This window comes from Commensalibacter communis (genome assembly GCF_947179105.1).
Taxonomy (GTDB): Bacteria; Pseudomonadota; Alphaproteobacteria; order Acetobacterales; family Acetobacteraceae; genus Commensalibacter; species Commensalibacter communis.
Map to the genome: position 1 here is coordinate 623924 of NZ_CAMXCK010000001.1, position 12535 is coordinate 636458.

Consider the following 12535-nt stretch of genomic DNA (forward strand, 5'->3'; position numbering starts at 1 on the left):
ATGGCAAGAGTAAAACGCGGCGTTACCTCACACGCACGTCATAAAAAAGTATTAGCACAATCCAAAGGTTTCCGCGGTCGTTCATCTACGAACTATCGTATTGCGTTGGAACGTCTAGAAAAATCTTTACAATACGCATATCGTGATCGTCGCGTGAAAAAACGTGATTTCCGTGCATTGTGGATTCAACGTATTAATGCTGCTGTTCGTGAACACGGGCTAACATATAGCCGTTTCATCAATGGTTTAAACAAAGCTGGCATCGAATTGGATCGTAAAGTTTTGGCTGCGATTGCATATGATGATGCAGCAACATTTGCAGAAATTGTTAAAAAGGCACAAGCGGCTCTCGCTTAAGTCTTCATAATGAGATTTGTCTGTTCATGATTAATGAATAGGAAAGAGGGCAGTCTGTAAAGGCGGCCCTTTTTTGTTTATTGAGGGTTTAAATGGATCAAGATCTAGAAAGTATCAAACAAGATACGTTATCAGCATTAGATCAAGCACAAGATCTACGTGCATGGGATGCCGTTCGTGTTGCAACGCTTGGAAAATCAGCACCATTAACGCAAAAATTAAAAGAATTAGGAAAATGTCCTCCAGAACTACGAAAAGAACGTGGGGGAATTTTAAATCGTTTACGTGATGAGCTTACACAAGCCATAGAAACCCGCAAAGTGGTCTTAGAAGAAATTGCTTTAAATGAAAAATTAAACGCGGAAGCCATCGACGTGACGATGCCTGTGACGGTGACTTCGGGTGTTTTACATCCTTTACGAAGAACTGTTGAAGAAATTATTGCGATTTTTGGCGCAATGGGTTTCAAAGTCGCAGAGGGTCCCAATGTCGACACGGACTGGTTTAATTTTTCGGCGTTAAATATTGATAAAAACCATCCTGCACGTGCGGATCATGATACGTTTTATCTTCCAACAAAGACGCTTGATGGACAACAAAATTTATTAAGAACTCAGACGTCAACCGTTCAGATTCGGACTTTATTAGATCAAGAACCACCTATTCGTATTATTGCACCGGGCCGTACCTATCGTGCAGATCACGATGCGACACATTCTCCGATGTTTCATCAATGTGAGGGAATGGTCGTCGAAAAAGGAATTACGTTGGGGCATCTCAAAGGATGTTTAATTGATTTTTTACGTGCGTTCTTTGGTATTCCTCATTTACCTGTTCGTTTTCGTTCTTCTTATTTCCCATTTACAGAACCTTCAATGGAAATTGATATTGGTTGGAACCGTAAAACAGGCGAATTAGGGGGAAGTTCTGACTGGTTGGAAATTTTAGGATCAGGAATGATGCATTCCCGCGTATTGGCTAATTGTGGTGTCGATCCCAGTGAATGGCAAGCATTTGCGTTTGGAATGGGAATTGAACGATTGACCATGTTAAAATATGGTATTTCCGATTTACGCTCTTTTTACGAGGGTGATGTGCGTTGGTTGCGCCATTATGGTTTTTCCTCTTTTCGCTCTGTTGCATTACATGAAGGGATATAAGCGATGAAATTTACTTTATCCTGGTTACGCGATCATTTAGAAACCACAAAATCTGTTGATGAGATTTGCGTGGCTTTGAACTCAATTGGCTTGGAGGTAGAGTCTGTTGAAGATCCAGAAAAAACATTAGGTGCTTTCAGAATTGCTCGTATTTTAACGGTAGCCCAACATCCGAATGCAGATCGCTTGCAAGTATGTCAGGTCAATGCAGGAGAAGGATTTGAAAATGTTCAAGTTGTTTGTGGCGCCCCTAATGCTAGAGCAGGACTGGTAACTATTTTTGCTCCTGTTGGGACGTATGTTCCTGGTAGTGATATTACTTTAAAAGCTGGGAAAATCCGTGGTGAACAAAGTAATGGCATGATGTGTTCCACCGAGGAACTTGGTCTTGGAGAGAAACAAGACGGCATTATGGAATTACCCGAAGAAGCCCCCGTAGGGACTGCTTATGTGGATTTCGCAAAATTAAATGATCCCGTGATTGAAATTGCCATTACGCCTAATCGTGGGGATGCGTTATCAATTCGCAATATTGCCAGGGATTTAGCTGCAGCAGGGATGGGAACGCTTAAACCCTGGAATCCTGAAGTGATAGAAGGGACATCTCCATCTGAAATTACTTGGGATAATCAATTTACAGAAGCATGTCCATGGGTGCTGGGACGTACGATTACCAATGTGAAGAATGGTCCAAGTCCAGAATGGTTGCAAGCTCGTCTGAGAGCAGTTGGTGTTCGTCCGATTTCATTATTAGTCGATATTACCAATTTCTTTACCTTCGGTCTCGGTCGTCCTTTACATGTGTTTGATGTTGATAAAGTCACAGGCAAAACGCTGACGATTTGCCCAGGTCAAGGCGAAAAATTGATTGCATTAGACGGCAAAGAATATCAAGTAACCGATAAAGATTGTGTCATTGCTGATCAATCAGGCGTTCAATCTTTGGCTGGTCTAATAGGTGGCGAGCATACAGGAGTTACAGAAGAAACAACCACAGTTTTTATCGAATGTGCTTTGTTTAATCCTGTTACGATTGCATTAAGCGGTCGTCGTCATTTTATCGCAACGGATGCACGCCAACGGTTTGAACGAGGTGTGGATCAAGCGTTATTACCTGATGCGATGGAAGCTGCAACACAAATGATCCTTGATCTTTGTGGTGGAAAACCCAGCGAAGTTGTTGTTGCTGGAGAAGAGCCAAAATGGCAACGTGATGCGACTTTAAGATATAATAGTCTGGAGAATTTTGGTGGGCTGGTTGTAGCTCCTGAGCGCGTTACCGAAATTTTAACATCACTTGGGTTTGAGGTCAAAGATCTAAATAGCCAAGCAGTTACCGTATCAGTACCGTCATGGCGTAATGATATTGTAATGCCGATGAATATGGCGCAACATTCCAGTATTGATGCAGGCAAGGCAGATCAATTAACAATAATTGCTCAGGCTATGGAAGGCGAGATCGATCTGATTGAAGAAGTGTTGCGTATTGAAGGGCTAGATTGTGTGCCAGCGGTATCTTTACCTGTTATCAAAGCCGTGCCAGAGGCGGCATTAACCAGTAGTCAAGAGAATTCCATTCTCTGTGCACGTTTGTTGGCAGCACGAGGGTTGGTTGAAACGGTTGGTTTTTCTTTTGTCGATCACGAAATTGCTGCAAGATTAGGGGATGCGCCTGAGAATTTGCGTCTATTAAATCCTATTTCGAGTGATATGGATCAATTGCGTCCAACACCTTTGGCTTCTTTATTACCGACTTTACAACGAAATATTGTTCGAGGTTGGGGAAATATCGCTTTTTTTGAAGTCGGACCAGCTTTTACTCAAGATGCCGAAAAGACAGTCGCTGCTGGTGTGCGTTATGGCTACATGCCACGTAATATTCAGGGTAAAGCACAAGAAGTCACGTTATGGGATGTAAAAGCAGACGTATATTTTGCGTTGGACGGTCTTGGCGTTGCGGTTGATTCATTGCAAATAACCAAAGAAACCCCTATTTATTATCATCCTGGCCGTTCAGGGCGTTTAAGCTTGGGGCCTAAAAATACTTTAGCTTATTTTGGTGAATTACATCCATCACTTGTTAAAGAGTTTGGGTTTGATCAAGCGCCAATGATTTTTGAAATTATGGTTGATAATTTGATTGCAAAAAAAGCGCAAAAGAAAAAAATACCATACTTATCATCGTTTCAACCGCTGAAACGTGATTTTGCTTTTGTGGTGAAATCAGATGTTGAAGTAGGTAAAATTTTGAATGCAGCAAAACAAGCCGATCGTCAATTATTGACAAATGTTGAATTATTTGATGTTTACGTTGGTGAAAAAATTGCTGAAGATCACAAATCTGTTGCGATACAGGTAACGTTGCAACCTCAAGATCGGAGTCTTAAAGATGAGGAAATTGAGGTAATTTCACAGAAAATTATCAAAGAGGTTGGTCGATTAACAGGCGGCACTTTGCGGTAAAAAGATAAACCAAAAAAGCCCATGTTGTTTTGCATGGGTTTTTTTATTTTAATGATTTTATATATAAACGAGCCTTACAAACTATGTCTATTGCTCAGCAAGTTTCCAACGGAAAATCGAAAGTTCTCATCGCGACAGCTTCGGGTTTACTAACCATCTTATTGTGGTCAAGTTTGGCTGTGATGACGACGTCTTTACCTAACATACCTCGTTTTCAGCTTTTATGGTTTGGCTTTGGTGAAGCCTTTATTATTGGCAGCATTATTTTGGCAATAACTGGGCGGTTGCGTGAAATGGCACAACCATTTGCGCCTTGGTTTACTGCATTTTGTGGGATTTTCTTTTTTCATTTATTTTATTTTGTTGGATTGAATTTTGCCCCACCAGCCAAAGTGACTTTATTATCTTATTTATGGCCTACGATGCTGGTTGTATGTATTGCATTTTTAAGTACGAAGCAATTTCATATTGCTTATATACTTGGTGCAATCATGGGATTAATCGGAACAATCTTTTTAATGCCTGCAGACCATGGGGCGGCGCTGACTTCTGGGAATTTAATAGGATATTTACTGGGCATTTTATGTGCCATTGTTTGGACGATATACTCTCTTGTTAATCGTCGGTATGCATCGGTTCCTACGGGGATGATGATTGGGGTTTGTGGCGGGATATCATTGGTTGCTATGGGTATTCATTTTGCTTTTGAACCGACCATTCTACCTCAAAATTTCAAAGAAATACTAACAATTCTTTATTTAGGGTGTGGCCCGATGGGAATAGCTTTTTTAGCATGGGATTATGCTACTAAAAATGCTAATCTTTCGTTGATGGGGTCATTATCTTATCTTGCACCTTTACTCTCGACGTTATGGTTGGTATTGGCAGGAAAAGCACCAGCCACGATGGGCTTATTAATTGCTGTTTTATTGATAGTTGGTGGTGCTGTCGTTGCAACATATCCATTACAAAAAAAACGAAATAGTTGATTTTTCTATATAATTAAAGAGATTTGCAACATAATAGGTTAAAGGAAAGTCTATGTAATTGCTGCATAGGCTTTTGTTATATTTTGTTATTGAAACTGGATGAATTGTAATGCCTATTAAGCAAAAAGAAACTGAAAGAAACTCTAAGATCTTATTTGCAACAGCATCTGGCTTTTTGACGATTTTATTATGGTCTAGCTCTTCTGTAACGATTACCTCTTTGCGATACATTCCACAGTTTGAGTTATTATGGTTGGGATTTGGCGCATCTTTTATCGTTGGTATTGCCATTTTGGCGTTAACAGGGCGTTTGAGAGAGATGTCTCAACCTTTTGCTCCTTGGATTACGGCATTTTGTGGATTATTTTTCTTTTATATATTTGATTATATAGGTCTAAGCTTGGCACCACCAGCCAAAGTAACTTTGCTTTCTTATTTATGGCCTATCATGCTGGTTATTTGTATTGCATTGATGAGTAATAGGAAATTTCATATTGCGTATTTAATTGGCGCAGTTATGGGGTTAATTGGAATGACTTGCTTAATGCCATCGGATAGTAGTTCATCGTTAAGTCTTAAAGTAATCTTAGGCTATTGTTTCGGTTTTATGAGTGGTGTTGTTTGGACGATTTATTCCGTGATTAATCGTCGTTATGCGACGGTTCCTACGGGAATGATGATCGGGGTTTGTGGTGGAATATCATTGGTTTCGATGGGGCTTCATTTCATTTTTGAGAAAACAGTAATGCCAGTCAATTTCACTGATATGTTGATTATTTTATATTTAGGGTGTGGGCCGATTGGAATTGCATTTTTGGCATGGGATTTTGCAACGAAAAATGCAAATTTGTCATTGATTGCTTCATTTTCTTATCTTGCACCATTACTTTCAACGTTATGGTTGATTTTGGCTGGACGAGCAACAGCGAGCACAATGTTGTTTGTAGCGGTTATTTTGATTGTTGGTGGGGCAATGGTTGCATCTTATCCATCAAAAAAAATAAAAGGGTCATAGTATTTTTTTAAAAAAGCGTATAGAACTATGTTCTAATACACTCTCTTTATTTCTTGTAATTATTTTGCCTTGTTGGTGCCTATATGACAGATACGCCTTTGGAATTAATTCGTAATTTTTCGATTATTGCTCATATTGATCATGGAAAATCTACGCTTGCTGATCGTTTAATTCAGGCCTGTGGCGGATTGACGCAACGGGAAATGCAAGCTCAAGTTTTGGACAATATGGATATTGAACGTGAGCGTGGAATTACGATTAAAGCGCAGACAGTCCGCTTAAATTATAAGGCAGAAGATGGTCGAACTTATGTCTTGAATTTGATGGATACCCCAGGTCACGTTGACTTTGCTTATGAAGTCAGTCGTTCTTTGGCTGCGTGCGAGGGGTCATTATTAGTTGTGGATGCTTCTCAAGGTGTAGAGGCACAAACATTAGCAAACGTATATCAGGCGATTGATGCGCGTCATGAAATTGTGCCTGTCTTGAATAAGGTTGATTTGCCTGCGGCAGACGTAGAAGATACTAAAAATCAAATTGAAGAAATTGTTGGTATTCCTGCTGATGATGCGATTGGGGTTTCTGCGAAAACAGGTTTGAATATTGAAGCAGTTTTGGATGCCTTGGTAAAACGTTTACCTCCACCAAAAGGGGATGTGAATGCACCATTACAAGCTTTATTGGTTGATAGTTGGTATGATAGCTATCTTGGTGTAATTATTTTGGTGCGTGTTAAAGAAGGACGTATCAAAAAAGGTATGCGTATTCGCATGATGTTTAATGGCAGCACCTATAATGTTGAACAAGTGGGTGTTTTTACCCCGCATATGCGTGAGGTTGAAAGCCTTGGTGCTGGAGAAATGGGCTTTATTAATGCAGCTATTAAAACCGTTGCTGATTGTCATGTCGGGGACACGATTACCGATGATAAAAAGCCTGCTGCCAAGGCTTTAGATGGCTTTAAACCCTCTGTGCCTGTGGTATGGTGTGGTTTATATCCGATGGATGCAGATGACTTTGAGAAGTTACGTGAGAGTCTGGGCAAGTTACAACTTAATGATGCTTCCTTCCATTATGAAGCTGAAACATCAGCTGCATTAGGGTTTGGGTTTCGATGTGGTTTCCTTGGGTTATTGCATTTAGAAATTATTCAAGAACGATTAAGCCGTGAATTTGATTTGAACTTGATTGCTACGGCTCCGTCTGTTGTGTATCATTTATTTAAAAATGATGGCTCTGCTGAAGATTTACATAATCCTGCTGATATGCCAGATCCATCTTATATTGATCGTATTGAAGAACCTTGGATCAAAGCTTCGATTATGGTGCCTGACGAATATTTGGGTGCTGTGTTGGGATTATGTACGGAACGTCGTGGACAGCAAATTGATCTTACTTATGTCGGAACGCGGGCAATGGCGATTTATCGTTTACCCTTAAACGAAGTGGTCTTTGATTTTTATGATCGTTTGAAATCTGCAACCCGTGGATATGCCAGTTTCGAATATCAAATGGACGGGTATGAAGAAAGCGATTTGGTGCGGATTAGTATTCTTGTCAACCAAGAACCTGTCGATGCATTGGCATTTGTGGCTCATCGTTCTGTTGCTGAGAGCAGGGGGCGTGCAATTTGTGCGAAATTAAAAGACCTTATTCCTCGTCAACTCTTTAAAATTGCTATTCAAGCAGCGATTGGTAGTCGTGTAATTGCTCGTGAAACGATTGGGGCATTGTCTAAAGATGTGACGGCAAAATGTTACGGTGGGGATATTTCTCGTAAACGTAAACTACTGGATAAACAAAAAGAAGGTAAAAAACGGATGCGTCAATTTGGGAAAGTAGAAATCCCACAATCTGCATTCTTGGCCGCATTGAAAATTGATCGTTAGGCTTTAATGAATTATCCATAAGGTGGTTTTACATCTTATGGATATTTTTATGATAGTTGTAAGGAAATGCAATAAAGCGTTTATATGACTTTTTGACCAGAATATTATTTGGCATGTCTTTTATTCAAAGTCATCCTCATTCATATCAAGAGGTTAAAGGAAATCCTTACACTGATAAAGATGAGGTAGGGAATCCTTTTAGACAAATGGGACGCTCCAGAAATTTGGCGTGACTGGTATTCAGAAGAGTGGCAGTTTTTTTACATGATGATGCGTATAATTGATTGATTCAAAATAAATAGTAAATATATCAATATGATAAAGTCATAAAATAAATGGAAACTATTTTTTTCAGTTTAATTATAGGAATAGTTTTGGGTATTTGTTTTACATTTTTAAAGCTAAAACAAAAATATCATCAAAAAATACAGCAGCTTTCGCAAAAAATACTATACTTAGAAAATAAAGAAAAAAAACGGCTAAAAAATGCCGAGATTTATAAGAATAAACTTAAATCTCAAGGGGTACCGGTTACAGAACCAGAGCTCACCAATTATCAACAGCAAGTTCAATATATTAAACAATGTGCTTTGTCATACAAAAAGCCAATAAATTGGGAAGCGGTGAAATATTTTTACTTTCTGAATGAATGGATACAGAAAAATCAATTAAACTGGTATGTGTCTTTTGAAGTTTCTATGGGCGCGTTTATTCGCACCTCTGGTGAAGAAGATGCAGAGTTACAAAAATTGGCGTTCAGTTCTTATAACAGCAAAAGAGTAGATTTTTTACTGATCGACCATCAAGGAAATCCTAGGGGCGTGATTGAATATCATGGCTCTGGGCATTATTTATCCGATGATGCGAATGAACGAATGCAGGTTAAAAGGCTGGCCTTGCAAAAGGTTGGTATTCCCTTGATTGAAATCCCAGAGCAGTTGGATAAACATGGGTTATTTAAAAAGTTGCATGTGTTGTTATAGTAAATGAATACCTGTATATAGAATTATTTTCATAATAAAATAAATTATAAATATTTTAGGTTCATTATGATGGGTAAAAGCACTTTAGATATTAATAGATTAAAAGAAAATGCGATTTTATCAATACAATTGGGCATTGAGGATTTTGAAATTTCTCAGAAAGAAGAAAGAGAAGGTGGACAGCCTGCACGAGCATTGTCTGCTGTTAGAAATTTATTTTCTGGGGTTTTGTTATTATTTAAATATCGAATTGCTCTATCTGTGCCAAAGGATAAGCAAGAACAAAGAGAACAGTTAATTTATAATCCCCCTCGTGAAATTTTACCCTATTTAGGCGATGATGGTAATGTTGAGTGGAGACCTACGGGAAAATTTAAAACAACAACAATTGATGTATCTCACATAAAAAGTAGGTTTGAAACGCTTAACATACATACGGATTGGAAAGTAATTGAAAAATTACAGCAATGTAGAAACCATTTGGAACATCTACATCCGAGCAATACTTTAGGGGAGATGGCCGATTTTGTTGCTGAACTTTTTCCTATATTGCATGATTTTATTCAGGATGAACTTGAGGAAGATCCAAGAGAGTTATTACAAAATTCTTGGGAAATATTGCTGGAACAGCATGATTTTTTTGAAGATACTCGTCGCAAATGTATGAAAAGATGGAAAGACCTACACGTTCCTGAAAGAATGTGGGTGTTTTTAAAGCAATCAGGGTGTGCACGATATGGTTCTGTTTTATTAACTCCTTTACAAGAGTTTATTGATCGGGGTTACGATATTCAAGGTTCTCTTGATACACTTCAATATAAATGTCATGCATGTGGAGAAGAAGGATTTATTACGGCATTATTATATGAACAATTATTATATGAACAACTAGAAATATTAGATTCTCAAAGGGCTAAGGATCAAGCTATCCCTATTGAACTTAAAAGGTGTCTAGAATGTAATCGTTTAACTTTTCCAAATGAAAAAGGAGACTGTATCTGGTGTGATTATGTAAACAAAATGTGGTGGTGATTTATACCCTTTAGAATTAGAAGAATTATGTAGTTGATGTTTTTTAGAAAATTAATAAAGGCAGGATTATATAGAAATATTTATTCTTTAATCATCTCTAAAATCTCTTTCGCAGCGACGTGGGAAGGTAGCTCGTCATTCGGCCCAGAAAGTTGGTGCATAATTTGGGTAAATGCGTCTTGTTGCGTTTTGGCTTTTTGTGGGTTGGTTAACAACCCTATTAACATGGCAGAGAGCTTTTCTGGATGGCAATCTTCTTGCAATAACTCTGGCACAATTTCCTTATTGGCTAATAAATTCAACATACAAACATATGGCACTTTAATCATGCGCCGTGCAATCATTGCTGTTACAGGATTAACACGATAGGTCACTGCCATCGGGACTTTTGCCAAAGCGAGCTCTAAGGTTGTGGTGCCTGATTTGGTGAGGGCAGCACTGGCGGCAGCATAGGCATTATATTTGTCATGAGGGTCATGGATAATAATGGGTTTGACTGACCAATCACTTGCCATTTGCAATACACGTTCTTTTGCCAAAGGCGAAGTCGGGATCACGGCAGTGACTTCGGGGAGCTGTCGTTTTAATAGGCTCAATGTTTGTTTAAACACAGGCATTAATTTTGGTAATTCAGAGCGACGACTGCCTGGCATAAATAAAACAATAGGGGCTTTATCGCTGATTTCATGATCTTTTCGAAATTGTTCTGCATTTCCATGATGGACTTCAGTTTCTAAAATAGGATGTCCAACAAAGGTGCTTTGCAACCCATGTTTTGAAAAAAACTCTTTTTCAAAAGGCAGCAAGCATAAAAGCTTTTCCCATAATCCAGGAAATTTCTTAACACGACTTTCATGCCAAGCCCAGACTTGAGGTGCAACATAATGAACCCGAGGAATGGATAAATCCGTAATGCGTTTTAATAATCGCAAGGAAAAACCTGGACTATCAATCGTGACAACGACATCAGGACGAATGGTTTGAATATGCTCCACCGCTTGAGTTAAACGATTGGATAGCATACGGATTTTAGGGAGAACTTCAACCAATCCCATCACAGCCAGATCTTGCATTGGAAATAAGAGTTCTAATCCTTGTTCTTGCATTCTTGGGCCACCAACACCACAAAATTTAAGGTTTGGATTGAAATGACGAAGGGCTCTAATCAGCTTTGCACCCAATTCATCACCACTGGTTTCACCAGCTAATAACCAAATTGTATATGTGGATGTGCTCATCATATTGCTCTTATGTAAGATTATTGGTGATAAAGTTTGTTTGGATCCATCAAAGGTTTACTGACCTCGACGATTTCTCCATCACGATAGGCATGAAAGAAGCAATTACGACGTCCCGTATGACAAGCAACGCCTTTTTGATCGACTAACAATAAAAGCGTGTCACCATCACAATCAAGGCGCATCTCTACCAAGGTTTGGACTTGTCCTGAAGTTTCCCCTTTACGCCATAATTTCTCACGGCTACGAGAATAATAACAAACTTGGTTTGTTATTAGGGTCTCACGGATAGAGTCTTTATTCATCCACGCCATCATAAGGACTTCGCCTGTATCATGTTGTTGGGCGATGGCGGCGATCAATCCATCCGCGTTAAATTTCATCATGGATAAAAAAGAATTAATGGATGAATCTGTCATTCTGTTATAGACCTTTAAAGCAAGATAAAATAATATTCTTTATAGATACTCTTTTGCCCAGTATAAGTATGATATGCAATCATCTACAATAAAAAATATTTTGTTTATTACTTCAACCCGATTAGGCGATGCGGTCATCTCTACGGGAATATTGAATAATTTACTACAAAGCTGTCCTGATGCAGAGTTTACCATTGCTTGCGGTTCAGTCGCAGCAGGGATATTTGATCGAATGCCGCGGCGTAAAACAACCTTGATTATGGAAAAACAACGCTATGATTTGCATTGGTTTAAATTGTGGCAGCAATGTATTTTACATCCTTGGGATATGATTGTAGATTTAAGAGGGTCTGCGATCAGCTATACGCTGCGGGCAAAAAAACGTATTGTTATTCGCGGTGGCAGAATTAAACAAAGGCGTATTGAACATTTGGCAAGCGCTTTAAAGTTGCAGCCTGCACCGTTACCTGTGGCGTGGGTAGGGGAAGAAGATGAAGAAAAAGCCAAACAATATTTGCCAGATGATTTTTATATCGCTTTGGCACCTACGGCAAATTGGTCGGGCAAAGTATGGGATATTAATCGTTTCATTGCTTTGGCACAAAAGATACAAATATTGTTTCCGCAAAGTAAATTTGCGGTTTTTTACGGAGCAGGTCAGCAAGAATATGCGATGGCAAAACCTTTATTAGATGCTGAACTACCGATTATTAATGTTGGTGGAGGTTTTAATTTACCCGAGGTTGCAGCCATGTTTCAGCGATGCAAAGGATTTGTCGGGAACGATTCTGGATTGATGCATTTGGCTGCGGCCTGTAAAATTCCTGTATTGGGATTATTTGGACCCAGCCAGGTCACAGAATATGCCCCAGCAGGATTATATGCTCAAGCTGTCGTGGCAGAGGGTGAAGAGGGAAAGGCATCAATGGATAATTTATCTGTTGATAAAGTTTTTGACGCTTTCAAAGCATTATATCAAAAATATTAAAA

11 protein-coding genes are annotated in these 12535 nt (G+C 39.0%); 9 read left to right on the forward strand and 2 right to left on the reverse strand.

What is annotated here, in order from left to right; translation table 11 throughout:
- The 8 genes from rplT (at position 1) to PQG52_RS02950 (ending at position 9888) form a co-directional block, all read left to right on the forward strand.
- The gene (rplT, locus tag PQG52_RS02915; RefSeq protein WP_271788947.1) at positions 1 to 357 is read left to right on the forward strand and encodes a 50S ribosomal protein L20; all 357 of its coding nucleotides are present in this window, start codon (positions 1 to 3) and stop codon (positions 355 to 357) included.
- Between the two features lie 92 nt (positions 358 to 449).
- The gene (pheS, locus tag PQG52_RS02920) at positions 450 to 1517 is read left to right on the forward strand and encodes a phenylalanine--tRNA ligase subunit alpha (RefSeq protein ID WP_271827818.1); all 1068 of its coding nucleotides are present in this window, start codon (positions 450 to 452) and stop codon (positions 1515 to 1517) included.
- A 3-nt stretch (positions 1518 to 1520) separates the two neighbouring features.
- Positions 1521 to 3980 (forward strand): phenylalanine--tRNA ligase subunit beta, encoded by a 2460-nt coding sequence (pheT, locus tag PQG52_RS02925; protein ID WP_271827820.1) that lies wholly within the window; start codon positions 1521 to 1523, stop codon positions 3978 to 3980.
- 83 nt (positions 3981 to 4063) lie between these two features.
- Positions 4064 to 4969, forward strand: a complete 906-nt coding sequence (locus PQG52_RS02930) for a DMT family transporter (protein WP_271827821.1) — start codon at positions 4064 to 4066, stop codon at positions 4967 to 4969.
- A 109-nt stretch (positions 4970 to 5078) separates the two neighbouring features.
- Positions 5079 to 5984, forward strand: coding sequence for a DMT family transporter (locus PQG52_RS02935; protein WP_271827822.1), 906 nt, complete (start codon positions 5079 to 5081; stop codon positions 5982 to 5984).
- Between the two features lie 83 nt (positions 5985 to 6067).
- A complete protein-coding gene (lepA, locus tag PQG52_RS02940) occupies positions 6068 to 7873 on the forward strand; it encodes a translation elongation factor 4 (protein ID WP_271827824.1) in 1806 nt (601 codons plus the stop codon).
- Between the two features lie 374 nt (positions 7874 to 8247).
- A complete protein-coding gene (locus PQG52_RS02945) occupies positions 8248 to 8856 on the forward strand; it encodes a DUF2726 domain-containing protein (protein ID WP_271827826.1) in 609 nt (202 codons plus the stop codon).
- Positions 8857 to 8922: 66 nt separating this feature from the next.
- Complete coding sequence (locus PQG52_RS02950) at positions 8923 to 9888, forward strand: hypothetical protein (RefSeq protein ID WP_271827827.1); 966 nt, start codon at positions 8923 to 8925, stop codon at positions 9886 to 9888.
- An 80-nt stretch (positions 9889 to 9968) separates the two neighbouring features.
- On the opposite strand, the gene lpxB is transcribed toward PQG52_RS02950, so the two are convergent.
- Together lpxB and hisI are read right to left on the reverse strand one after the other, a co-directional pair.
- Complete coding sequence (lpxB, locus tag PQG52_RS02955) at positions 9969 to 11126, reverse strand: lipid-A-disaccharide synthase (RefSeq protein WP_408869536.1); 1158 nt, start codon at positions 11124 to 11126, stop codon at positions 9969 to 9971.
- Between the two features lie 20 nt (positions 11127 to 11146).
- Positions 11147 to 11545 carry a phosphoribosyl-AMP cyclohydrolase gene (hisI, locus tag PQG52_RS02960; RefSeq protein ID WP_271827829.1) on the reverse strand — a complete coding sequence of 133 codons (399 nt, stop codon included), beginning with the start codon at positions 11543 to 11545 and terminating at the stop codon, positions 11147 to 11149.
- A 73-nt stretch (positions 11546 to 11618) separates the two neighbouring features.
- Between hisI and PQG52_RS02965 the strand changes: the two genes are divergently transcribed.
- Entirely contained in the window at positions 11619 to 12533 is a 915-nt protein-coding gene (locus tag PQG52_RS02965) for a glycosyltransferase family 9 protein (protein ID WP_271827831.1), read from the forward strand.
- The last annotated feature ends 2 nt before the right edge of the window (positions 12534 to 12535 follow it).

Bases quoted from the DNA above. Each gene is read 5' to 3' on its own strand.
- rplT (WP_271788947.1), top strand. From the start codon at position 1: ATGGCAAGAGTAAAACGCGGCGTTACCTCACACGCACGTCATAAAAAA.
- pheS (WP_271827818.1), top strand. From the start codon at position 450: ATGGATCAAGATCTAGAAAGTATCAAACAAGATACGTTATCAGCATTA.
- pheT (WP_271827820.1), top strand. From the start codon at position 1,521: ATGAAATTTACTTTATCCTGGTTACGCGATCATTTAGAAACCACAAAA.
- PQG52_RS02930 (WP_271827821.1), top strand. From the start codon at position 4,064: ATGTCTATTGCTCAGCAAGTTTCCAACGGAAAATCGAAAGTTCTCATC.
- PQG52_RS02935 (WP_271827822.1), top strand. From the start codon at position 5,079: ATGCCTATTAAGCAAAAAGAAACTGAAAGAAACTCTAAGATCTTATTT.
- lepA (WP_271827824.1), top strand. From the start codon at position 6,068: ATGACAGATACGCCTTTGGAATTAATTCGTAATTTTTCGATTATTGCT.
- PQG52_RS02950 (WP_271827827.1), top strand. From the start codon at position 8,923: ATGATGGGTAAAAGCACTTTAGATATTAATAGATTAAAAGAAAATGCG.
- lpxB (WP_408869536.1), bottom strand. From the start codon at position 11,126: ATGAGCACATCCACATATACAATTTGGTTATTAGCTGGTGAAACCAGT.
- hisI (WP_271827829.1), bottom strand. From the start codon at position 11,545: ATGACAGATTCATCCATTAATTCTTTTTTATCCATGATGAAATTTAAC.
- PQG52_RS02965 (WP_271827831.1), top strand. From the start codon at position 11,619: ATGCAATCATCTACAATAAAAAATATTTTGTTTATTACTTCAACCCGA.